This window comes from Paenibacillus sp. EKM212P, from assembly GCF_011066115.1.
GTDB classification, from domain to species: Bacteria; Bacillota; Bacilli; order Paenibacillales; family Paenibacillaceae; genus Paenibacillus; species Paenibacillus polymyxa_B.
The window spans coordinates 434,361-458,823 of record NZ_JAAMNR010000004.1; the positions used below are offsets into that span (position 1 = coordinate 434,361).

Here is a 24,463-nt window from a genome sequence, read left to right on the forward strand (position 1 = left end):
TAGAGACGCGGCTGCTCAATATATTCCTCTATGCATGTGGTCATCACTATTTGAGCATCAATACGGATTATCCAGCTTGACGAACAAGGCTCGGATGACATCCTTCTCTGCCGTAGTAAGCTTTTGTCCTGCCTGCCATTGTTGAATCTCTTTCTTGACTTCTTTGGGTTCTCTAGAGCTGAGAGCATACCCGATGCTTCCTATACCTTGTGTGCGGTTGGTTTTGTCCATATTTGCCAATGCTCGAGTCATCGCAGTTCTATCTCTTGTAAACAAATCTCCCATAAGACCAGCATAGCTTTCGCTTAAAGCTCCATCCAATCCGTCAGAAGCCTGAATCAGATTTGCAAAGCTTTCCGATGGAATAAAAGCGCGCTGCCTATACAGATATTCGATAATTTCCAGGCTTTGATGTTCTTTGATTTCGTTTATCTTTCCCCATTGGATTCCTGCTAAATGGTCCGTCATATGACGGACTTTTGCTTCATCACTGAGGGATGAATCTTTATAAAAGGACAGCACTAGCTCCTCTTTACTTTGCTGGGTGTGCTGCGTATTGGCTACAGTTTGCTTGGACTCCCCATTGTTTGCCCTGGACGGCGCCGCAGTTTCAGCATCCTGTCCCACTGGATGGGGAGTGCACCCTATGGTTACAGCCAGCAATAGTGCAGTACAAGCTACAGAAACGAACCCATTACCTTTTAACATGAATCCACTCACACCCTACTACTCATCACGCCCTACCGTAGGCTTACGGATCACAGAGACGCTCGATTCCCTCACGATCAGGCGAGGCTCGAATTGAACACGCTCATAGTCCCCAGGTGTCTGTTCCTGAATCCGCTTGAGCAGCAGCTCCGCAGCCAACCGTGCCACCTCTTCTCCCATGATGGAAACTGAGCTGATCTGAGGGGTCGTTACCATAGCCCACAGATTGTTATCAATACCGACTACAGCAACCTCATCTGGCACTTTTACACCCAAATCCTTAAATCGATTGACGATCCCTATCGCCACCATATCGTTAACCGCATAAATAGCGTCCGGCATATGTTTCAAGCTGTAAAAATAATCGGCTGCACGCAGCCCTGTCTCAAAGGAGAAATCATCGCCAAAATAAACGAGTGAAGGGTCCACATGCTGCAGAGACTGCTCATAAGCGAAGTATCTTTCCTCGATTTTGTCCTTCGCAGCGCCTGCATAGGCAATTCTTGTTCTGCCGATTTTAAGCAAATGCTCCATCACAAGTCTTCCCTCTTGCCGGGCCAGACTGACGATATCCGCTTTGACATCTTCGCCCAGCTTCTTGCCATAGTTAATAATGGACACGGGAACGCTGGCTTTGTTAATCAGATCTACCAACATTTTGGGATACGCCAGCGGCATAATGATGAGCCCGTCGACATGCAGCTTCTTGACCTCACGAACTGTTTCAAGCTCCATTCTGGCATTCCCGGCGGTATTGATTTGCACGACCCGGTAACCATGCTGCTTGGCAGCCTGCTCTACGGACCAAGCGATCTCCGGAATAATCGCGTTACGAATGTCTGGCACGGCCAGTGCGATTTGTCGTGTCTGACGAACTTTCAAGCTCTGAGCCGAGGTGTTGGGCGTAAACCCCATCTCTTCAATCACTTGCAAAATCAAGGCTTTCGTTCTCGGGCTGATGCCCTCACTATCGTTAATAGCTCTGGAGACAGTCGCAATACCGACTCCTGCCCGCTTGGCTACATCCTCAATGGTTACTTTCTTTTGATCTGTCACGCCCAAAATCCTTTCAAGAACGGAATCGTTTTCTGACTTTCTAAAATAAAGTCTTAATGCTGATATTATACCACAGAATGAGTGTCTAAAATTTAAAGTCGTTTTCTTCTTGTCTTTGCTTCACCTAAAAAATTCGCAAAATCTCTTTGTATAAAAGTAATGAGCCAAATATAGCACTGTAGTCACAAGTGATTATATTCACAAAAAAATCAAGTGCTTTTTGCATTAAATTGGTTTGACAATGTGTAAAAATTGTGACATATTATTTTTCGGAAACGTTTCCTAATTCATTCACTTTTATAGAGGCAATGATCATATATTCGTCAAGGAGATGACAGACATGCAAGCATTGAGATGGCATGGAGTAAAAGACTTACGATTGGAAAACATTGAGCAGCCCGCTGCTCTGGCAGGAAAAGTAAAAATCAAAGTAGAATGGTGTGGCATTTGCGGAAGTGATCTTCACGAATATGTAGCAGGACCGATCTTCATTCCCCAAGATGCTCAGCATCCATTGACTGGCGAAAAAGCGCCGATCGTAATGGGACATGAATTCTCTGGACAAGTCGTCGAAATCGGTGAAGGTGTAACCAAGATTCAGGTTGGCGACCGTGTAGTTGTAGAACCGGTTTTTGCATGTGGAGAATGTGATGCATGTAAACAAGGGAAATATAATCTTTGCGATAAAATGGGCTTCCTCGGTCTGGCAGGCGGCGGTGGTGGATTTTCTGAATATGTCGCAGCTGACGAGCACATGGTTCACAAAATTCCAGAAAGCGTATCTTTCGAGCAAGGCGCATTGGTAGAGCCTTCGGCCGTTGCTTTATATGCTGTTCGTCAAAGCCAACTGAAAGTCGGCGACAAAGCTGTAGTATTTGGCGCTGGTCCTATCGGATTGCTGGTTATTGAAGCGTTGAAAGCTTCGGGCGCATCTGAGATTTATGCAGTAGAGCTTTCCGAGGAGCGTAAAGCTAAAGCTGAAGAGCTGGGTGCTATCGTGATTGATCCTAAAACTTATGATGTGGTGGAAGAACTGCACAAACGGACCAACGGCGGCGTAGATGTAGCCTATGAAGTCACTGGAGTACCTCCTGTGCTGACTCAAGCTATTGAATCTACTAAAATTAGTGGACAAATTATGATCGTCAGCATTTTTGAAAAAGAAGCTCCGATCAAGCCTAACAATATCGTTATGAAGGAACGCAATCTGACTGGTATTATCGGCTACCGTGATGTATTCCCAGCTGTTATCAGCCTGATGGAAAAAGGTTATTTCCCTGCCGACAAGCTGGTTACCAAACGCATTAAACTCGAAGAAGTGATTGAGCAAGGTTTTGAAGGTCTCCTGAAAGAGAAAAATCAGGTTAAAATCCTGGTATCTCCGCAAGCCTAATATCGAAAACAAACCAGATGTCTGCTCTATGCAGACATCTTTTTATAAAAAAACGCTCTCCTTCCTGCGACATGCTGTCGTCAAGATGAGTAGCGTTTTTTGATTACCATTTGGATTACTGAGTTACATTTTTCAAAACATCGTCGATCATTTGACTGTTTGCAATTGTACCTGTATACAACCAGCTAGAATCCTTACCAAAATCGTATACATGGCCTTCTTTAACGGCTGGAATTCCCGCCCATACAGGATCTTTTACAATATCTTCTTTACTTACGTTTTTGCTGTTCACGATAAAGATATAATCCGCATCCAGCTCGGCCAGCTTCTCCAGCGATAAATTACTCCAGTTCGCCTTAGCCGTTTTGGAAATCTCCTGTACGACTTGTGGAATCTTGAATCCCAAATCCTTATACAATACATCACCGCTGGATAGATTCTGGTTTACGACATACACATTTTTATCCGTTACCCACAATGCCGCTGCAGTTTTTTGTCCTACCGTCTGACTCAGCTTGGCTTTAGCCTCTGCTGCTTTTTTGTCGTAGTTGCTCAATGCCTGCTTCGCTTCACTGCTCTTATTCAGCACCTCACCCACGGTCAGCAGCTCTTGACGCCAATCATTGTTCATATTAGTGCCTACCACGTAGGTTGGAGCAATTTTAGAGTATTGATTATATTTGTCGCCTTCCACCATGCTCGCACTGTCCATAATGATCAAATCAGGCTTGAAGTTCAGAACCGCCTCAAACGGAAGATCTGAAGCAATGGTAGGAACGTCCTTCAGTTCTTTTTGCAGGTAACCTTGAACTGAATTTTTGCCTACCGACCATTGGGCTACGGGTTTAACACCTAGGGCCACTAGATGATCCTCCAGATAAGAAGCGATCACACGCTGAGGCTGAGCAGGAACCTTCACCTCATGCCCAAGTGCATCCTTCAGCACCCTTTCCTGTGATGTTGGTTCCGCTGATGTATTATTGTTCCCTTGGGAAGCGCCATCGGTTGCCGCAGGACTGGATGTGCCTGAGCACGCGCTGAGCAGCAGGGTAAAACTAAGCAATAAAATAAATGCCATGGAATGCTTTGCGTTTCTATTCATTCGTAAAATCCCTTCATCATGATTTTGATAATGATTATTATCCTCAATAACAGTATGCAGGGCGCCACTTATCGAATCAATGGAACATTCGGACATGCTTAATGGATTATCCAGACTGGTATCTCTCACAAAAGCAGATGAATATAGGCTGTCCCGGTAATGAACCGGGGATACACCCGTATATTTTTTGAATGCCCGGCTAAAGAAATAGACATCCGGGTACCCCACACTGACAGCGATATCCTGTAAAGTAGCATCCGTCTTCCGCAAAAGCTCCTTAGCCTTGTCCATTCGCAGTTGAATTAAGTACATAATCGGGCTACAATCCGTTTGTTTTTTAAATAACCGAGTCAGATGTCTCGGACTGCATTCCAACAATCCGGCCAAACGTTCGAGCGTTATGGACTCCGCGTAATGATCCTGCATAAATCGAATCGCCTGTGTCACGATATCCCGCGCAGAAGTTCGAGCCTTCGGTTCTTGCAATTGCCGCATACATTCATATGCAAAATCATAGAACCGACCCTGAGCCTGAATCTTGGATAGCGCCTCATGATCCTGCCATGCGTACTCCAGTAGTTGCAGCTTTTGGTACAGTATAACCGGATAAGGCGGTACAAAACCATGGGCTATCGAAGGATGATTATACATCGTGTGTCCCGATAGAGAAGTCGCTTTATATAGTACAAGGATATATTCTATCCCGCATTGCGAGGGTTTCATATTCAGTTCAAAGCCTTTGCTGCCATGCAGTACGTACCCTGAATGTGGCGTATCCTTCCAATCACCATCCAAACGCACGCTACCCTGCAATACAAATACAAAAGCCTGCGCTGGAAGACGATACGGTTGAAGCAACGCTTCTGGCTCCAGTCGAATATGCCGGACATCCATGACACGAATCGACGAATGGAGCCATAGGGACTGTAGTTTGTTTAACTCATCAGCTTCATGTCCCTTGCTCATCCCGATATAGGAACCTGCCTGCTTTTGCCGATCCTGCTTCACGTATCAAAGCCTCCGCTTCATAAATATCATACTTTTTTTCCAAACCAACCTCATTATATATCATCTTTTACTGCGTCTACCATGAGACAAATATTCCTGCGCGAAACAAGGTGAATATACCATTTCCATGGTACAATTTGTATAAAAATAAGATTTAAAATACATAGGGGGTTTGACAGCATGAGCGGTCCCAATATTGTATTGAGTACAGGAGCTAATGCACCATTCGGTAAGGAAGATACAGTGCGGGTCACCATTACATGGAAGCATGCACCTGCCGAACTGGATGTTAGCTGTTTTATGGTAGGAGCAGACGGAAAGGTTTCCTCAGATGACTATTTCGTTTTTTACAATCAACCCGCTGACCCGCACGGCCATGTACGGTTACAGCGTCCAAATGACAGAACCACTGAGTTTACTGTAGCGCTCCAGGAACTGGAACGAACCGGGGTGGAAAAATGTGTGTTTGCGGCCACACTGGACGGCCCAGGTACTTTTGCCGATGTGGTCGGCTGCTCAGTTACTGCTCAAGGCAAGCAATCCCATATCACCTACAGCATCACCGAAGCCACCAGTGAGACATCGCTTGTACTGGCAGAAGTGTATCGTCATACGTCTGGCTTTAAGCTTCGCGCAGTTGGACGCGGTTTCAACGGAGGACTAAAGCCGCTTGCCGAGGCTCACGGTGTCACCGTAGAGGAGACGGAATCGCCAGCAGCACCGTCAGCGGATACAGCCAGCGTGAAGAAGCCTTCTCCTGTGAATGGAAGAATTAATCTGCTTAAACAGAAGGTACAAATTTCACTCCAAAAGAAGCAGATAGACCGTGAAAAAGCACGAGTAGCGGTTGTATTCGATGCTTCTGTTTCTATGTTCAAATTGTACACGGGTGGGACGGTGCAAAAAGCCTGCGAACGTGTGTTGGCTGTAGCCGCCTGTATGGATGACAATGGTGAAATGGATGTATGGTTTTTTGCAGACAAAGCCAAGCGTGCTCCAAGCGTCACAGAGAGGAATTTCGAGAATTACATTCATAGGAATTATGCTGAGCCTAGTGAAGATAGTGAGCTGGGGTGGGGCAATAACGAGCCGGAAGTCATGAAGGATATCATACTTAAATACACAAAGGAAGATCCCAACGATATAATCCCGACCTACATTATCTTTTTCAGTGATGGAGGTATTTATGAACAGAAAAAAATAGAACAGCTGCTGATTAAAAGCTCAAGCACTCCGATTTTCTGGCAATTTGTAGGTCTTGGTAAAGCCGATTACGGAATCCTTCGAAAGTTGGATAAGATGCGCGGCCGCGTAGTGGATAATGCAGATTTCTTTGCCTTGGATGACATTGACTCCGTGACAGACGCAGAATTGTACGACCGTCTGCTGAATGAGTTTCCTGGTTGGCTCAAGCAAGTGCGGGCTAAAGGAATATTGCGGAGCTAATCCTTCACCGCAATGCGATACTCCTACATGATCACTTAAATATCCACCGAGCAGAGCAATAGAGGCAGAATGACCGCAGATAGAGCAATCATCAGCGCCAGCATTCTGCCTCTGTTTTCTTCAGTTTGTCCTTTATCGATTTCAATCTCCCTACCAGATCCTATTTCTTTCATTTCCTAATTGGATATTTTCATGTAGTATAAGTCTAATTGAAGTAACCCTGTTTGGGCTATGCTGAAGCTATACACTATATGAAGGAGGATTTCATATTGAAATCAAATGAAGCAACTTTGCACAAAAAGCTGCTCCCACGGCATATTACCTTTATGGCTATGGGTGGAGTCATCGGAACGGGAATTTTTAAAGGAAGTACCGAAACGATTAGCTTGGCGGGACCTGGAGTTATTTTATCCTATGTCTTCGCGGGACTCCTGCTCTTGGTCGTTATGGGCGCAATTGCCGAGATGGCTACCGTCTACCCCAACATGAATATGAAGGATTTTATTCGCAAAGCTTTTGGAGAACGACTGTCCTTTATTATCGGCTGGTTGTATTGCTTCATGTGGCTGGCCGTCTGTATCATTGAGGTCATTGCTGCGGGAAGCTTCCTGCAATATTGGTTGCCAGATGTTCCTCTATGGGTACTCAGTTTAGTGAGTGCGGCTTTCATTATTGTCGTCAACATGCTGAGTGTCGGCGGATTTGGGGAGCTGGAATTTTGGCTTGCGGGTATTAAGATTGCCATGATTATTATCTTCATTGCCTTGGGGGGCTGTATACTGTTCGGGATTATTCCCACTGAAACTCCACCTTATCTAAGCAACTACGCGCAGCACGGCGGATTTCTACCTAATGGCTGGTTAGCTATCTTTTCAGCGCTGCTGGTCGTTACCTTTTCATACGGAGGGTCCGAGCTGATTGGACTGACGTTGACGGAGACAGAAAATCCGGAAAAGGTACTACCTAGAGTGGTTAAAAGCTTTATTCTTCGCGTTGTTTTGTTCTATACGTTGCCCATTCTCATCATTTGTGGCTTGATTCCCTGGAACCAACTGGATGCGAATACCAGCCCGTTTGTACAGGTACTGTCTTCTGTAGGGCTTCAAGGCTCGGCTCATGTTATGAACTTTATTCTGATCACTGCTGTACTGTCTGCCGCCAATTCGGGAATTTACGGGGCTACACGTATGCTGCATTCGCTGGCTATCAATGGAGAAGGTCCCAAATCACTCGCCCGCTTATCTTCAAACGGGGTTCCGGTAAATAGTCTCAAATTGTGCGCTGTAGTCCTGATTGTCGGTTCCATGGTTGCTTATGTCGCTCAGGACGGGCTGTTCCGTATTTTGATGGCTGTACCTGGCTTCGTCGTGTTGCTCGTCTGGAGCTGTATTTGTCTGTCCCAATTGAAATTGCGCAAATCTTATCCAGTGGAGCCTACTTTCAAGATATGGGGATTCCCTTATGTAACGGCGGTTACAGTGGGATGCCTATGGGTCATTGCGTTCCTATTCTTGCTTGACCCGCAAAATCGCATTAGCATTAGCGTATGCGTGGCTTTCATGGCATTTCTGGTCATCTGGTCTTTGGTGAAGTTCCGGAGAAAGCAGGCGTAAGCAGCACATGATTCAATCTTACCTGTTTCCTGTTTCATATGCCTTTCTTGCGTTTCCTTTTGCTGCGTTATTGTTTACACTGCCTTTCCTAATCGTGCAATATCGAAGGCATGGCTATATTCACAAGGCTAGAGCATGGCTGCTTTACTTGATGCTTTTATACTTGATGAACGTCTTCTTTCTGGTCATACTCCCGCTTCCGGCATCGCGTCATAATGCTGCATTAGCCGGGGGAGCGTTGCAGTTGATGCCCTTGCAGTTCGTTCATGACATTATAAGAGAAACATCCATCTCACCCGCCCATCCCTCCAGCTATGTTCATTTGCTGAAGGAGCGCGCTTTTCTGCAAGTCGTTTTTAACGTTGTGATGACCGTGCCTTTCGGTATGTTCTTACGTTATTATTTCCGTGCACGATGGGGATGGTGTCTGATTCTGTCCTTTATCCTCTCCCTCTTCTTTGAGGTGACGCAGCTGACAGGACTGTATGGATTTTTTGACCATGCGTATCGCGTGTTCGATGTGGACGATCTATTGGCTAATACCTTGGGCGGTATGCTAGGCTTTCTATTAGGCGAATGGTTTTCACGCTTCCTGCCCCGCTTGGAACATCTGGACAAGCATGTGGACATGGCAACGAAGCGAGTGTCCTATACCCGACGGGGCGTAGCCTTTTTCGTGGATTCTATCATATGGATCGGGCTGCTCGGCATCATGGAGTCTCTGCATGTTCCTGCTGCTTTCTGGGTTTCCAGTGGGGTCTACTTTATGGTGGTCCCTTACTTAACGAATGGACGAACTCCAGGGAAATGGCTGGTGCGTATTCATCTTATAGGGACAGGACAACGGATTTCCCTGTGGGGGCTCATCAAGCGTTACAGTCTCTTGTATTGGTTGTATTTTGGACTTAATTACGTACTGGGTGGACCCGTGCTGTGGTCTCAAGTCTCTCCATGGGTAAGTGTTCTGATCAGCCTTTTGTTGTTGGTGATGAATGGATGGTTTTTTTTCATACGTCTAATCAAGAAAGCCCCGTTATTTTATGAGGAGCTTAGCCATACTTCGCACCAAATTATATGGCCCAAGCATTATCATCATCCTCAGAATGACACCGCTGATTCGGCAGAGACGTCGGGAGAAAATACCGTGACATGATAACCGAAAGACTGACAACGTGATAAGCAACCGCGATCTACGTTGCATCCAAGCAAATAAAAAACAGGCGAAGCAAAGGAATTTCCTTTGTCCGCCTGTTTTTTTATGTTGTGTATAGATGTTAGTTCGTTTTCCTTATTTCCACTGTGCAATTTGATCAATGGGCAATCGTGTGGACGGATGACCATCGTTGATACCTTTACCCATGGAAATGAGCATAACAGGGACATAACGATCTTTGTCCAGACCAAAGGCTTCAGCAATTTGATCCTTTTCAAAACCGCCAATAGCGTTAGTATCATAACCATGAGCGCGCGCTACCAGCATAAGCTGCATGGATACCAAACCACCGTCAATCAGGACCGTTTCTTTGTTCACAACTGGATCAAGCGCTGCAAAATGGGCTGCTACTTTTTCCTGTTGCATTTCTTTGATGTCTTTTGGCATATAACCCAGTTCTACAGCTTCTCCAAAAATTTGTTCGAAATTATCAAAGTTGTTCAAATCTCCAAACACAGCGATCACTGCCGAAGATGTTTCTACTTGACGTTGGTTGAAACGGGCCAATGGTGCCAGTGTGGCTTTACCTTCAGGGCTGTCAATGACGAGGAAACGCCAAGGTTGCAGGTTAATGGAAGATGGTGCGCGTGTAGCTTCCGTCAAAATCTCTGTCATTTCCTCGCGGCTGATCTTCACGGACGGATCGTATACTTTTACAGAACGGCGTCCCAGGGCGATTTCTTTAAAATCATTCGTTTTTACAGTACTGGATGTGTTCGTATTATTCATTCCAATCTCTCCTTATCCCTCTGTGGGTATAGTAATGTTAAAAAAATGTTGTCAGTCCATATCGGATATATGACTATTCATCACTTGCAGCATATCAGCTAGTTGGTGCCGTTGGGTCTCGTCGAAGCTCTGTAGCAGCTGAGCTACAAACTGCGAGCGCTCCTGCTTAAAGATGACAATGCGTGCACGCCCATAATCGGTCAGGCTTACCAAGGTAACCCTGTTGTCCTCTGGCTTCGTGCGTCGTGTGACCATTTCTGTCGCTTCCAGTTGTTTCAAATGGCGCGTTACGGCTGCAGCATCAATGCCAACCTCTTTTTGCAGCAGAGTTTGACTAATCTCCTGTACTTGATACAACTTGCACAATAGCTGCAATCTGGATGCACTGACTCCTGCACAACGCTCAAACTTGGAGCTAATCTGCTTGTTCAGCAACAACAGCATGTCAAAAATATACTCAGGCTCGGATGGTGTCTGGGTGATATCAATCTCTCCTCCCTTAAGCATATCGCTGGGCTTCATGATCCGACCTTTGATCTATCAATTATTGATCTATCAAGTAATATACATCCTCTTTAAAAATAAATCAAGTCCCTGAGAAAAATAAAGTGCTCTTTGCAAATAAAAGCTGAGCGGCTCACACAGAGCCACTCAGCTTTTGTTTTCATTAGCTTACTTATTCAATCATCAATCATCATGTAATAGGAGATAAGGGTTGGTATACCGTTAAGTTAAATAATCCCGTGGGACAGCATTGCGTCAGCCACACGCACAAATCCTGCGATATTGGCTCCGACAACCAGATTGCCCGGCACGCCGTATTCCTCAGCCGCCTTCACGCTGTTAGCATAGATATTTTTCATAATATCATGCAGCTTGGCATCCACTTCCTCAAAGGTCCATGACAGGCGCATGCTGTTCTGCGACATTTCAAGCGCCGAGACCGCTACTCCGCCTGCATTGGCAGCCTTGGCTGGCCCGAACAGAACTCCATTGCCCAAAAACACTTCAATGGCCTGTAGCGAGGATGGCATATTGGCACCTTCGCCTACAGCTTTTACGCCATTGCTTACCAGCAGCTGGGCTGCTTGCTCGTCAATTTCATTCTGTGTGGCACATGGCAGTGCGATGTCGCATTGGATCGACCAGATCCCCGAACAGCCTTCTGTATAGATTGCGCCTGGACGCTCTTGAGTATACTCGCTAATCCGCAGACGATTCACTTCTTTCAGCTGCTTTACCAGCTGCAGATCGATACCGTCTGGATCATAGATGTAGCCATTCGAGTCACTACATGCCACGACTGTAGCACCGAGCTGCTGTGCTTTTTCAATCGCATAAATAGATACGTTCCCCGAGCCGGACACGACGACGCGTTTTCCTTCAAAAGACGATCCCTGAGCCTGCAACATCTCGTTTACAAAATATACACAACCGTAGCCAGTCGCTTCTGTACGTGTGAGACTACCTCCGTAATGAATCCCTTTACCCGTCAGGACGCCACCTTCATGTCCTCCGCGAATCCGCTTGTACTGCCCGAACATGTATCCGATCTCACGTCCGCCTACACCAATATCCCCTGCCGGAACGTCGGCATCTGGACCAATATATTTATACAACTCAGTCATGAAGCTTTGTGTAAAACGCATCACTTCGTTATCTGATTTCCCTTTGGGATCAAAATCCGAGCCGCCTTTACCCCCACCGATGGGAAGACCCGTCAATGCATTTTTGAAAACTTGCTCAAAACCCAAAAATTTGACGATTCCCAGATATACAGACGGATGGAAGCGAAGTCCACCTTTATAAGGCCCTATCGCACTGTTAAACTGTACGCGGAAGCCGCGGTTGACCTGTACAACCCCTGCATCATCCACCCAAGGTACACGGAAGGTAATGACTCGCTCCGGCTCCACTAGCCGTTCCAGAAGCCCCTGCTGCATATACTTAGGGTGCTTAGCCAATACCGGAATTAGCGAATCCAATATTTCCTTGACGGCCTGATGGAATTCATTCTCATGAGGATTGCGCGCGATAACCTTCTCAAAAACGGACTGCACATATTCGGCTGCTGCTTGTTGACTCTGCTCTGGACGGATCATGGTCATTTTTTTAATACACCCCTTTTATAATTAGCCCCTCTGTTAAATGACGGAACGACGTTATTCTGCACCTTCGAGAGTGGAACTTTATGTATTCATAAAATTTAGTTAACTATACATGATTTTTTATAATAATACATCTAATTCGCCTATAAAAAATTTTTGTATCCTTCATCAAATAACTCTATGAACCTCTCATTGCCTGTTAGTTTATTAAAGCTAAATCCCTTGATTCACGGGCTTTTTTCACGGTTTCTAAGGCCCTAACACCTTACTCCACATGGCATTATAATGTGAACAAATTGAAACTAAAACATACAGCACATCTGGAAAATATGGAAATAAAAAAGAGACTAGCGCGCAGGGCGTAGCCTCTTTCCCCATTCTTTTACACATAAAAGGCTTCAAGCTGACGCACAATTTCTGCTTCGTCATGCTCTACCACCTGCTGATGCTGTGATTGGGAGAACAATTGTTCAATTTGCGCTGGGAACTCCTGCTTGATGTCCACCAGACGGATGGCTTCATCAAATTTGGCCGGATGCGCTGTCGCAAAGGTCACACATACTTCATCCGCGCCATTATACGCCTCATACGCGGCAATACCACATGCCGTATGGGGATCGAGCAAATAATCGTATTCGGCCTTGTATTTCTTGATTAGCTCCAGACACTGCTCATTCGAAGCGCCGAGCGCTTCAAAATCCTGCTGTACCCGCTTCAAATCCTCTGCACTGATCACAATCCGTCCCTCAGTTTTGAGGTTATTCATGTATTCAGATACCTTGGCCGCATCCTCCCCGAGGAAGTAATACAGGTATCTTTCGAAATTGCTCGCCACCTGAATGTCCATCGAAGGACTGTATGTGCTTTTAAAGTCGCCTGGCTTGTATTCGCCTGTCTTCACAAAGCGCTCCAAAATATTATTTTCATTGGTGGCAATGATCAGCTTATAGATCGGCAAGCCCATTTTTTTCGCAAGAAAGCCGGAAAAAATATTGCCGAAGTTGCCAGATGGCACACTGATATTGATTTTTTTCGTACCCGCTGACTCCTGCGCCCGGAAATAAGCATAAAAGTAATATACGGTTTGCGCCAAAATACGCACAAAGTTAATCGAGTTAATCGCCCGCAAATGATGTTTAGCTTTGAAATCGAGATCGGCAAACAGGTCCTTAATGACTTTTTGACAATCGTCAAAGTTCCCTTTTACGGATAGATTCAGTACATTTTCATCGTCAACCGTCGTCATTTGCAGCTCTTGTACCTTGCTCACCTTTTGGTGTGGGTGCAAAATACAGATTTTAATGCCTTCCTTGCCACGCACGCCCTGAATAGCTGCTGCCCCGGTATCGCCTGAGGTTGCACCCAAAATGTGAATGATCTCATTCTGCTTTTTGGACACATAGGAATAAAACTCACCCATAAATTGCAGCGCCACATCCTTGAACGCGAACGTAGGCCCGTGGAACAGCTCCAAAATAGACAGGGAATCGTTGATCTTCTTCACTGGCGTAACTTCCGGGTGACGGAAGCTCGCGTAACTGCGCTCCACCAGCTGCTCCAAATCTTCACGAGGAATCTCATCATTGATATACAGCGCAAAAACTTCCAGCAGCAGCTCTCTGTAGCTCAATGTAGCCCATTGCTCTAACGTAGCTGCCGACACGGTCGGAATCTGCTCAGGTACCATCAGACCTCCATCGTCAGCTAACCCCATGAGCACGGTATCAATAAATCCCTTGGCTTCTACTCGACCTCTAGTGCTTATATATCTCATATACATCCCCCAATAAAAATTCAATTCGAACCTTTTTTCGAATATATTATTGTCTATAATACCCTGTCGCGGTGCTGTAACCAAGCCTTTTTTTCATATTTCAAAGACTTTCTCCTACTTTACCATACCTCGATGCATCAGGCATCTGTCATCGCTAAGCAATTTAAACGTCAGGAACAGCCCGTGAGTCTGAAAAAAGAGGCCGCTCCAATCATTAGGAACCTGAAATCGAGAGTGCAGCCAGCTTGAGCGAAGGCGATGTGCAGCTTCCCGTAAAACGTAAATCGTTGCCAACTTCCTCTACCTGCTGCAGCACATCAAAGAAGTTGCCCGATACGGTGATCTGATTGACTGCTCTGACCACTTGCCCCTGCTCAATCCAATATCCCAGACAAGCCAGCGAAAAATTACCGGACGCCGTATTCGTACCCGCATGCAGCCCTTGCAGCTCGACGATCATCAGCCCGCGATCCGTCTCGCGAATCATGTCCTCCAACGTAGACGTGCCTGGTTCCACATATAGATTATGATACGACACACCGATTTTACCGTTATAGCTTCCCTTGGAAGCATTAGAGGTACTTTCAACCCCAGCCTTGCGGGCCGTCTTACGGTTATGGAAATACGTCCGTAGTTCCCCGTCCTTGATGATCTCATTACGATGCGTCGCACTGCCTTCGGCATCAAACGTACTGCCTGCCGGAACGTTCTCCATCAGCGGATCATCAATCAGCGTAATACGCTCACTTGCCACCTTTTGCCCTAGTTTCCCAGCTAATCGCGAAAAGCCTTTATCCACCGATTCCGCTGAAAATACCGACGTATACGCAGCCAGCAATTGCGCTGCTGCATCATGACGGAAAATGACCGGATAGTTATCCGATTGGATCGTGTGCGCACCCAGCTTGGAAACAGCCTCTTTTACGGCTTTACGCGCCACATCCACAATATCGATCTCCTCCACGCTCCGCAGGGAATAATCATGCCAGCCCCCGGTAACGATCTCGTCATGGTCTGCTGCAATCACATACACATAAGCGGTCGCTAGGCTTTTGCGACGATGGCAGTGTAACCCTTTGGTATTCACAATCAGGACTTCATTTTCACGAATGCTGACCGAGCAATGCCGAGCCATCACAATCCTTGGATCTGCGGCAAGCGCTGTGCGCTCCATTTCTAGCGCCGCTTCAATAAGAATCTCAGGAGCGGTGTCGGCCAACGCTGAGGCATAGGCAGACTGCTCAGGATAACTCTCAGAGCCTGCGAACAGCTCATCCTGTTCCTCACTCTCCAATATATCCGCATTGCTGCGTGCTTCATCCAATAAAAAGTCGATCACGTCGGGTTCCAGCTTCTCCGTAGAGGCATAACCCATTTTCCCGTTAATGACGCCCCGGAAGGAAAGCCCACCGTTCTCCACGATGGTATATTGGTCAATTTCTCCCTTCAGTACCTTCACCGAGGTAGAACGTCCATTGACATAGTAGATTTCCATATCCGCATAGCCGATTTCCCGACCTTTTGTGAACAACGCTTCCTGAAATTGCTGAATATTCATCGCCTATTCTCCCTTCCGTCCGCCGACGGTCATCTCGGACACGCGAATTGTCGGCTGTCCGCAGTTGACCGGAAGACTTCCGCTGACCGAGCCGCACATCCCCTGACCATGATCCAGATTGTTGCCGACCATATCAATATTTTGTAGGGTTTCAATCCCTTTACCAATCAACGTTGCGCCTTTAACCGGCTCAGCAATTTTGCCGTTGCGAATCATGTATGCCTCTTCAACCGCAAAATTAAACTCGCTGGTCGAGGTGTTCACCGAACCGCCACCCAGCGATTTGGCATAGATCCCGTACTCCGTATTTGCAATGATCTCTTCACGCGTAGAATCCCCGTTCGCAATAAACGTATTATTCATACGGGATGCAGGCGCGAATTTATAGGATTGTCTACGTCCCGACCCTGTCGCAGGTACACCCATCTGGCGCGAGCCCATGCGGTCGATCAGATATCCTTTTAAAATGCCGTTCTCAATTAATACATTGCGCTGTGTCGGCGCTCCTTCATCATCGATATTGAGCGAGCCCCACGCGTTCTGAATCGTTCCATCATCTATAGCCGTGACAAGCGGTGAAGCCACCTGCTGCCCGATCTTATTCGCAAACACGGAGGTTCCATGAGCCACCGCCGTAGATTCCAGCCCGTGTCCACATGCTTCGTGAAAAAGAACGCCGCCGAAGCCATTCTCAATCACTACGGGTAATCTGCCGCTAGGTGCATATCCCGCTTTGACCATTGTGGTCGCAATACGAGCGGCGTGTCTCGCATTCTCTTCGATATTCAGGTTCTCCAGAAATTCAGTCCCTGCATATGCGCCCGGCCCGCGAAAGCCAGATTGTCTATGCTCCCCATCAGTCGCAATCGCGCTTATTCTCATGCGTGTATACGTACGGGTATCCTCCACCAGCAGCCCATTGCTATTGGCGATCAAGACGTTCTGGATCGAGTTGCTAATCCCAACAGAGGTTTGCGTGATGGAAGGATCGTATTCGCTTGCCGCCTCATGCGCCCGTCTCATCATGTCAATCTTGGCGCGTTTCTGTGAACCATCAGGAATGATCGCAATCGGATGTTGGTTAGGGATGGCATGGGGATGGAGTGTAATGGTGTGTGTACCTGGTACTCCACCTCCGCGAATGGCCTTGGCAGCCGATTTGGCCAGTCGGATCAGGCTCTGTTCGCTCATATCACTGGTGTAGGCATACACCGAGAAATGCTCCTTCATGATCCGAATGCCAATCCCAAAATCCCGGCCTGATAATGCCGTATCCACGACTCCCCCGGTCATGCCCAGTTGTCCATTGGTGCGGTCCTCGACGAACACCTCTGCAAAATCCCCGCCCGTCTCCAGCGCGGCTTGCAGCATATCCTGAATCTGTGTTGGATGTATCATCACGTTCCTCCTCGTTTTTGCCATGTTTCTTATTGTACGGTTATTCGTTCAAGATAATATGCGGGTTCATATTTATTTCCCATAACTTTACTATACATGATGTTGGGAGTGGGTGTAACTATCTGGGTGGCAAGTGGTTTGGAGGAGGTGAAGATTTATGCGCGGGGATGGAGGGATTGAAATGAGAAAACCCGATTAGACCGTGAAGGGTCATGTCGGGTTATTGAGAAAATTGATTACTGGTTGGGTTGAGCAAGTACGTGCATATGAGGCCGCTACGTAGACGGATCATTCTTCCGGTCGCTGTTGCCCCCAGATTTTTTTGATTATAGTTTAACGGTAAAAATCCGGGTTCAAAGGCGAACACTCCGCTTCTTCAGAACGATTCCGTCCCCTCCGCTGCTAAGCTTGGGTTTGCTTTATTTTGTTCGCCAAAATACTTTTTTTCAAACGAACTTTAAACAATTCCCTGCGAAGGTCCAGTTCCATGATATGAAGATGGTCGGCCGCTTCTTTGACGGTTTCCATGTGAAGTACGCTTGCCTTTTGAGAAATAATAGCCAGCGCATCCCAAATGAGCTTTGTGCATGTTTTAAGTCTCTCTATGTGTTCGTCTTCTTGCTGCACCAAGTTCTCGTATTCTTCAGCAGTATTTTCAGATGAGTTTGTATGTTCCATGCTCTTTAGTATCTTAGGTTGGGTATCCAAGTTACCATCTCCTTTTTATTCAAAGTGTAGCAAAGGATGATAACGGATGTGGTACGTGGATACGTAGCAATGAGAGAATAATAGATAAGATTATTAGAACAATTTAGTATGCAAGATAAAATAAGACTCTTTGACATTCCAAGATAAGGATTATTTCAAACTTAGAAGCTATAAAAGTACAACTAAATGAATAAATATTATTTCAATACCTTAAACCTCGCACTGTTCTTCAGTCTGTCGCTACATTATATTTTCAATTACATAAGTATCATTTCTATTCAAAATCATTAGTCCCGTAAAATAAATTATTTGATCTTTCTCGCCAAATGGCTGTACCTTAAAAGAAATACCTTCTTCACAAAATAAGCTTCACTTATAATAATTGAAAAAAGAGCTGTCGAAACAGCTCATGATACTTCATAATCACACGCTTTATGTTACTTTTTTTGAAATGGGGATCCATATTTCACTTTTGAAAGTCGGTGAGGTTATATCTTTACTCTCATTCCATAGGATTTCCGGGCCTTCTATTTGTTCATAGTTTGAGGATGGGAACCATTCGGAATAAATACGTCCCCACACATCTTGTAGCGCATCAGGAAATGATCCGATTGCTTCGAATACTGCCCACGTTGAGGCAGCAACTTTAAGTTGTGTTAGGTTATCCGGACACTCCTTTGTTGTTGCAACGCCAATATAGTGATCAAGCTCCCCTTTTTCCTCCATTCTACCTTCAGAAAAGTTCGTGGACGCACTAAGCAACCCCATAGGCTCGACATTAGAAATTCTTTTAAGATTATTGATCGTTTCACCATCTAAACTTTCCCACATCGCAGCAATCTCTGGATTGACTCCGTTGAAAATAATGGGAACTCTTTTTTGGATACCAACGATGCAAAATGCCCCTTTTTCTTCAATTCGATAGTTCATTTCACTTCCCCCTTTAATTGATAACTGGAAGGTCATTCGTGGATAAGCTTTAAGTGAACGGCCATTAATTCTGGCTTCAGACGGCGTTAATCCATGTAAATTTTGAAAAGCTCTTGTAAAAGAATCTGGTGAATTGTACCCGTATTTAATCGCGATATCAATAACCTTTACATTGCTATCTTTAAGCTCAAATGCTGCAAGAGTGAGGCGTCTGCGGCGGATGTATTCTGATAACGTAACACCTGCAAGAAAAGAAAACATCTTTTTAAAATGAAATTCAGAGCAGTAAGCCAACCTTGCTACCTCTTTAAAGTCAATTTCGTTAGTCAGGTTTTCTTCAATATACTTGATTGCTTCATTCATGCTCTTAAGCAAATCCACTATATGACCTCCTTCATCAATAGAATAACAGTAGTTGAATGTATCCATCCGACAATTCCTGCACAATTATGTAGGGTCTCTTCTTCTTCATAAGTTTAGTACACAAACTTATATAACATAACTAATTAAGTGAGAATATCTTTAATAATCAATGCCCTTTCAATAAAAGATCCACCTCACCGTATTTATTGTAATTAATATATGTTCCATCAATAAAGATTTTCATTATTCGGTATAACCAATGGGTTATTCTGTAAACTAAATCTCTCTTTCAACCGATAAATACATATGCTGGGTTGTTACTTAAATATCACCTCTCGTTCCTTTATAACGTACAAACCTTGTAATACATATCTATCTTGACTGACAGATACACCCATCTGCTGGCTTCTATAATCAGAAGCAATTGCAAAATGACGTGCTTCACTTGGAAATACCCATCACATATAGAAAGGAGTTATGAACTCACTTGAGCGTATTATTAGATGGGATTGGATATGAAAGCCTACGCTTTTATGGTCCCTTTCAGCCACTACACATTGAACAACTTCAAATAACACGCGCCATTAACGATCATGCCTATTTACATATCAGTGGGTTACTCTCCGAAGAACAAGGAGGCTGCATGCATCAGACAGGATATGGAGCAAGAGCCAATTGTGATTCGTCCGTTGAATGATCAGGGACAATCGCTGAGAAGATTATTCCATGGGATTGTTACGTGTATGTCCGTACACTGTGTGCGAGGCGTGTATACATTTGAACTGGAAGCAGCTTCCCATTCGTACCAGATGGATATTAAGCGTAAAAGGCGCTCCTATCAAGATATTCACCGCATCTATGATGATCTGGTCACAGCACTGGTTCGAAAATATAAGTACGGAGATGCCATTGATACGGTAAGCAATTATGCCAAACTAGAGACATTTGTTTTACAATATGATGAGACCGATTGGGCGTTTTTAAAACGCCTCGCTTCTCGCTTTGGTTCCGTACTTGTGCCAGAGGTAACCGCAGCCTCGCCCAAGGTTTTCTTCGGGATGCCAGAAGGCAAGCAGCATAAGGTAGAGCGGGATGTATTTTATCGAGTACGGAAAACGTTTCATGAGTTGGATGCGGAAAAGCCCGGAGAACGTGCTGGCTCGTATGTCACCTATATGATCGAAAGCCTGCAATTTTATGCACTAGGCGACCTCATCACGTTACCCATTGGACAAGGCAAAGAACTGGTAGTGGTTCGAGCCGTGACCACACTAACAGATGGCTTGCTGCGCACCCGTTACGATCTTCAAGCCGAACAGGATATCCGCTATGCTCGGTATGAAAACGATCAGGCCACCGGGATTTCGCTGACAGGAACGGTGCTGAAGGTACAACAGGATTTCGTACAGCTTCAACTGGACATCGACCCGAAGCAAGATCCTGCCAAAGCCTGCTGGTTTCCGGTAGCCACCCGTTATGTCGCCGAAGAACATAGTGGCTGGTACGATATGCCTGAAATCGGGGAACAGGTGGAATTGTATCTGCCTACCCACCGCGAACAAGATGCCTATGTAACGGATTCACTGCGACAACAACGCCACACCAATGGACAGCCGAATGTGAAGGTATGGCAACATGTACAAGGTAGCGGCGTAGAAATGTCTGAGCATGAGCTGACCCTATCCACCTCCGGTGAATTTTCCATTACACTGCATGAAAGTAGCGGCATTACCATCGACAGTCCGGAGAATGTGCAGATTCAGGGTGGTCATGTGAAGCTGGGTGCAGGCGAGGAACTATCACTCGAAGCTGGCACGGCGCTATACTTAAAAGGTGGAGCCAGCAGCATGGTACTGGATGGTGAGACGGATACCAAAGCTCCAGTGATTTATCAGGAAGGTACGGTGAAAGCTCCTGTTTTCGTGGCTGACCTCCCTCCTGTTCCAGAACCGCCATTGATGAGCATCAAAGCGTACGAGGCGGCGCAAGTTCCATCAGCAGCTAAGACATCATCAAGCAGCACTCCTACCGCCAAAGTAACAAGTCCGGCTGCACTTCAACAGGCCAACTCTTTGTTGGGTACGGTGTCCAAGCTATTAGGCTCCATTCCAGTGATGGGAAAAGTGGCTGGTGTTGTTGCGGGAGCTTTAGGTGGGCCTGCGACGGGTCTCATTCTGAAAGCAACCGCAATGATCCCCGTTCGGAGCAAAGGAACAAGTCACGCTGGAGGTAGTGCTCCTAAAGGTGGTTTGCATCCACTGAAGCATCTGGCTAGTTTAGCACTCCAAGGGCTAATAAGCCAATACGAGCATGAGCGGGCTAAGGAAGCCTACTATAGCAAGTGGATTTTAGGGAAAGTATTTACGAGTGCACGTCATATAGCGCATTCTGGTGGCCCATTAGAACTGGTTCAAAACCTGCTGAAAGAGTCAAATGCCATAGCTCAAGCGTATCAGCAAGTTCCTAAAAACATTCAGAAGAAATGGCTCCGAGATTATGAGGAAAAACAACGCCTTCAAGCAGCACAAACGCAGAAACATGAGAATCCAAAACTGGCATTATGGAGAGAAAGAAAAACTAGTGAATATACTTCATATTGGAATCAAACTAATTAACAGCCAACTGGTGGCAGGATGAAAATAAGCTAAAACAAGCAGAGCAAGCACTGCGTACTGAAATTACAATGCAGCGCAAACTATCACTGTATGATATTAAAGATCCTAATAAATTGGCCGCCATCCAGCGTATCGTCAATGCAAAAAGAACACACGTATGGGATGAAGGAACTCTCAATGCCATTGAAGATGGTTTGGTAGCGATGGGTGTGGACTCTACAAATGCTATTGAGTTGGACAAAGAGAAAATGGATGCACTCATTACTCGATACAATCAAGGCTTTATTGGACAAAAATCTGGAGATTACATGGAAAGGACAGGCTTAAGCGATTTAGTCGAAGAAACGACTTATGGGATTGTAGCAGCCCGTATCGGTATGGGGAGTGCGGGAAGTTCTCCTGCTAGGTCCAGCCAGCCACCTATTGCAGAGAATCCGCCTGCAAAACCCAATCCAAAAGGTGGTCCAGGTGTAAACAGGCCCATTGATGAGTTCAATGATTCGGCGATTTATAATGGGGCAAATTCAAGTAGACCTAAGGAGTCACCTAAACTACCAAATTCGAGCAAGCCCGCTGAGGGAACGTCAAAAACCGGGACTTCTAATAATGGGCAATACTCAGGGAAATTGGTAAAGGTTCCTAAAGAGGATGAAGCAGCTGATATGTTGGCAGAAAAACTAAGTGGAGAATCCAGAGTTAAATTTAGTAATGACCCTAAGGGACGTGAGTTTGATACGGTAAGCGACCAGTACATTGCTCAAACCAAACCACCGTTGAACAGTTTAGATAAGCAATTTAGAAAACAAGCGAAGGCTACGATCGAAGCCGCAATTGAAACGAACAGAAAAGCATATTTTCACTTTGAAGGTAAGCCTGATGACAGAGTGCTAAGACAACTTAAAGAATATGCCGAAAGATATGGTGTAGAAATAATTATTGATACTAAGCCCCTAATACCATGAGAGGATGAGTAGAAATGTTTGAGTATCACGGGTGGGTAACCATCAGAGAAAGTTCCTCATTTGAAGATGATGATGAAAAATTATCGTTAATTATTCAAGATATACAAAACTTTTTGAATGAATTGGATTGGTCTTCTGGTGTTCTGGATTTAAGAGCTGTAAATGGAGATTATCAACTCTGGATAGCAGGTCTTAACAATCATAAACCTACTGCTAAACATAATCCAATAGAAGTATTAAAAAAGGTAGGGGAGTTTGCCCCAGGTTCATATGGAGTTTTATATATAAGGGATAGCGATGATATGAAGTTATTTAATGAATTTAGGGTTCATGCGTTAATTCGAGGTGAACTGACTGAACACACGGACCCCTTCTTGTCTCCATTCATACCTAAAGTAGAAGATGACTATGAGGATTGAAATGTTTTAAAACAGAACGACAGATTTCCCCCAGACAGTAAAACTAATCACTATAGCCAACAAACGCAACATAAAAAACGAAAAATTGATAAAATCTCAAAGGCTTATTCCAACTTGATCCAGTAGTAGGAATAAGCTTTTGTAATTTCGAATGATAAAAGCAAAAAACCGCTCAATGGGTGGGTTTCAGTATAGAAACGTGAGGAGTTTTCCCCTTTTCCAAACTTTTTTGCTATGCATTAATTACTATTACTCCTCAAGCCTTACGAACCAAGATTTGAAGAGTAATTGGTTTGTTACTCATTCCAAGCAATCAAGCATTATTTCTTAATGTCAACATGTAATATTCCATTGATCGTAGTTGTATTTACTATAACTCCCAGAACTTCCGAAACAAATCTAAGAGGAACCATAACCCGATTTGGATATTCCGGCATAAGCGGAGCATTCCGCATTATCTTTTCTTCATCGTTCACGTATGCAACTTTGCTACCCAAGGTTAATCGTATAATTGTACCATTCTTCGATTTAATTGTAACTTCTTGTGTAGGTCTGTTCCATGTGACAGACTCTCCCAAGTCCTCAGATATAATTTAATAGGGGCATATACGGTGTTTGTGGATTTCTCTCTAAGTGGATGTTAATGCGCTGTTATCTACAAAAACTTCAACATTATAACTAAATTTAGATCCCGCATGCGCGCTCTCAACTGAGACAGAAGAAACGAGAACAAAGATAACAGCTAAGGGCAAAATTATATGTTTAACATGGTTTATTACCTCTTCTCTATTTATCAACTAGCCCTCATTGAGGAGCTAAAACACCGATGCACCCTTATTCAATATTACTAACAGCGCTCAACATGCCTTATGTGGTGATAATGATACCTTATTTTCCGCCAACTATTCGGCATCCGAATTTCTATTACACCATTTCAGCAGGTACTGGACGGAAATTCACAAACGGCGATAAGTCTGTGTTCTATCATCCAGAAGCAGGGATGCATGAAGGGTCAGACATTGGATTATCAAGTGGTCAGACAGGCAAAGTCAAGGTAAGGGGATCTGATTATAAACCATTACCCGGCGGTAAGGCTACATTATTCAAAAATAAAAGGGGGTTGTTGTGTGTGGAGAAAATATCCATAGAAAAACTCATGGAGCTATACGTAAATACGATTGATAAGTGTGGAACATATCTGCTAAGCGAGGATGATATGGTAATTGGGTACAATATCTTTGAAGAGTTTGATACAGGGGTAATTTCATTTTTACACGCTGATATCTTACAAAAACTTAATCATGCAGGACTAATTAGTGATGAGATGGTGTATAAAGTTCTATTTTAAGAAACTTAGTTC

The 24,463-nt window shown here is 45.0% G+C and carries 20 protein-coding genes and 1 pseudogene; 8 read left to right on the forward strand and 13 right to left on the reverse strand.

Annotated features, from left to right (window positions below):
* Positions 1-57 precede the first annotated feature (57 nt).
* Together G9G54_RS14620 and G9G54_RS14625 are read right to left on the reverse strand one after the other, a co-directional pair.
* Positions 58-708 carry a hypothetical protein gene (locus G9G54_RS14620; protein WP_165178612.1) on the reverse strand — a complete coding sequence of 217 codons (651 nt, stop codon included), beginning with the start codon at positions 706-708 and terminating at the stop codon, positions 58-60.
* An 18-nt stretch (positions 709-726) separates the two neighbouring features.
* Positions 727-1,764, reverse strand: a complete 1,038-nt coding sequence (locus G9G54_RS14625) for a LacI family DNA-binding transcriptional regulator (RefSeq protein ID WP_023989739.1) — start codon at positions 1,762-1,764, stop codon at positions 727-729.
* Between the two features lie 340 nt (positions 1,765-2,104).
* On the opposite strand from G9G54_RS14625, the gene G9G54_RS14630 reads away from it, so the two are divergent.
* Entirely contained in the window at positions 2,105-3,157 is a 1,053-nt protein-coding gene (locus G9G54_RS14630) for a 2,3-butanediol dehydrogenase (RefSeq protein ID WP_028542246.1), read from the forward strand.
* 115 nt (positions 3,158-3,272) lie between these two features.
* On the opposite strand, the gene G9G54_RS14635 is transcribed toward G9G54_RS14630, so the two are convergent.
* Positions 3,273-5,267 (reverse strand): AraC family transcriptional regulator, encoded by a 1,995-nt coding sequence (locus tag G9G54_RS14635; protein ID WP_185156301.1) that lies wholly within the window; start codon positions 5,265-5,267, stop codon positions 3,273-3,275.
* 180 nt (positions 5,268-5,447) lie between these two features.
* Here G9G54_RS14635 and G9G54_RS14640 point away from each other — a divergent pair, with 180 nt between their 5' ends.
* Positions 5,448-6,713 carry a VWA domain-containing protein gene (locus G9G54_RS14640; RefSeq protein ID WP_165178613.1) on the forward strand — a complete coding sequence of 422 codons (1,266 nt, stop codon included), beginning with the start codon at positions 5,448-5,450 and terminating at the stop codon, positions 6,711-6,713.
* A 35-nt stretch (positions 6,714-6,748) separates the two neighbouring features.
* Here G9G54_RS14640 and G9G54_RS25700 read toward each other — a convergent pair whose 3' ends face one another.
* A complete protein-coding gene (locus tag G9G54_RS25700; RefSeq protein WP_238808087.1) occupies positions 6,749-6,886 on the reverse strand; it encodes a hypothetical protein in 138 nt (45 codons plus the stop codon).
* Positions 6,887-6,982: 96 nt separating this feature from the next.
* Between G9G54_RS25700 and G9G54_RS14645 the strand changes: the two genes are divergently transcribed.
* Together G9G54_RS14645 and G9G54_RS14650 are read left to right on the forward strand one after the other, a co-directional pair.
* Positions 6,983-8,326, forward strand: a complete 1,344-nt coding sequence (locus G9G54_RS14645) for an amino acid permease (RefSeq protein WP_028542243.1) — start codon at positions 6,983-6,985, stop codon at positions 8,324-8,326.
* A gap of 7 nt (positions 8,327-8,333) precedes the next feature.
* Complete coding sequence (locus G9G54_RS14650; protein WP_165178614.1) at positions 8,334-9,479, forward strand: VanZ family protein; 1,146 nt, start codon at positions 8,334-8,336, stop codon at positions 9,477-9,479.
* Between the two features lie 135 nt (positions 9,480-9,614).
* On the opposite strand, the gene G9G54_RS14655 is transcribed toward G9G54_RS14650, so the two are convergent.
* The 8 genes from G9G54_RS14655 to G9G54_RS14690 all read right to left on the reverse strand — a co-directional run bounded on the left by G9G54_RS14655 (position 9,615) and on the right by G9G54_RS14690 (position 19,125).
* Positions 9,615-10,268: a nitroreductase family protein gene (locus G9G54_RS14655; protein ID WP_013311378.1), complete on the reverse strand. Its 654-nt coding sequence runs from the start codon at positions 10,266-10,268 to the stop codon at positions 9,615-9,617.
* A gap of 51 nt (positions 10,269-10,319) precedes the next feature.
* Positions 10,320-10,712, reverse strand: a complete 393-nt coding sequence (locus G9G54_RS14660) for a MarR family winged helix-turn-helix transcriptional regulator (RefSeq protein ID WP_013311380.1) — start codon at positions 10,710-10,712, stop codon at positions 10,320-10,322.
* Between the two features lie 287 nt (positions 10,713-10,999).
* Positions 11,000-12,376 carry an NADP-specific glutamate dehydrogenase gene (gene gdhA, locus G9G54_RS14665; protein ID WP_165178615.1) on the reverse strand — a complete coding sequence of 459 codons (1,377 nt, stop codon included), beginning with the start codon at positions 12,374-12,376 and terminating at the stop codon, positions 11,000-11,002.
* Between the two features lie 382 nt (positions 12,377-12,758).
* Complete coding sequence (thrC, locus tag G9G54_RS14670) at positions 12,759-14,150, reverse strand: threonine synthase (RefSeq protein WP_165178616.1); 1,392 nt, start codon at positions 14,148-14,150, stop codon at positions 12,759-12,761.
* A 214-nt stretch (positions 14,151-14,364) separates the two neighbouring features.
* Positions 14,365-15,708 (reverse strand): TldD/PmbA family protein, encoded by a 1,344-nt coding sequence (locus G9G54_RS14675; RefSeq protein ID WP_165178617.1) that lies wholly within the window; start codon positions 15,706-15,708, stop codon positions 14,365-14,367.
* A gap of 3 nt (positions 15,709-15,711) precedes the next feature.
* Positions 15,712-17,106, reverse strand: coding sequence for a TldD/PmbA family protein (locus tag G9G54_RS14680; protein ID WP_165178618.1), 1,395 nt, complete (start codon positions 17,104-17,106; stop codon positions 15,712-15,714).
* Positions 17,107-17,508: 402 nt separating this feature from the next.
* Positions 17,509-17,814, reverse strand: coding sequence for a hypothetical protein (locus G9G54_RS14685; protein WP_238808089.1), 306 nt, complete (start codon positions 17,812-17,814; stop codon positions 17,509-17,511).
* Between the two features lie 432 nt (positions 17,815-18,246).
* On the reverse strand, positions 18,247-19,125 hold the full coding sequence (locus tag G9G54_RS14690; protein ID WP_165178619.1) for an AraC family transcriptional regulator: 879 nt from the start codon (positions 19,123-19,125) through the stop codon (positions 18,247-18,249).
* A gap of 469 nt (positions 19,126-19,594) precedes the next feature.
* Between G9G54_RS14690 and G9G54_RS26235 the strand changes: the two are divergent.
* The 3 genes and pseudogenes from G9G54_RS26235 to G9G54_RS14700 all read left to right on the forward strand — a co-directional run.
* A pseudogene (locus tag G9G54_RS26235) lies at positions 19,595-21,579 on the forward strand (contractile injection system protein, VgrG/Pvc8 family); the annotation flags it as partial.
* 211 nt (positions 21,580-21,790) lie between these two features.
* Positions 21,791-22,684 carry a restriction endonuclease fold toxin gene (locus G9G54_RS26240; RefSeq protein WP_446723020.1) on the forward strand — a complete coding sequence of 298 codons (894 nt, stop codon included), beginning with the start codon at positions 21,791-21,793 and terminating at the stop codon, positions 22,682-22,684.
* A gap of 14 nt (positions 22,685-22,698) precedes the next feature.
* A complete protein-coding gene (locus G9G54_RS14700; RefSeq protein ID WP_165178620.1) occupies positions 22,699-23,103 on the forward strand; it encodes an Imm7 family immunity protein in 405 nt (134 codons plus the stop codon).
* 320 nt (positions 23,104-23,423) lie between these two features.
* Here the strand turns inward: G9G54_RS14700 and G9G54_RS25705 are convergent, their stop codons facing one another.
* On the reverse strand, positions 23,424-23,681 hold the full coding sequence (locus G9G54_RS25705) for a copper amine oxidase N-terminal domain-containing protein (protein WP_238808091.1): 258 nt from the start codon (positions 23,679-23,681) through the stop codon (positions 23,424-23,426).
* A 248-nt stretch (positions 23,682-23,929) separates the two neighbouring features.
* Between G9G54_RS25705 and G9G54_RS14710 the strand changes: the two genes are divergently transcribed.
* Positions 23,930-24,451: a hypothetical protein gene (locus G9G54_RS14710; RefSeq protein WP_165178354.1), complete on the forward strand. Its 522-nt coding sequence runs from the start codon at positions 23,930-23,932 to the stop codon at positions 24,449-24,451.
* Positions 24,452-24,463 lie beyond the last annotated feature (12 nt).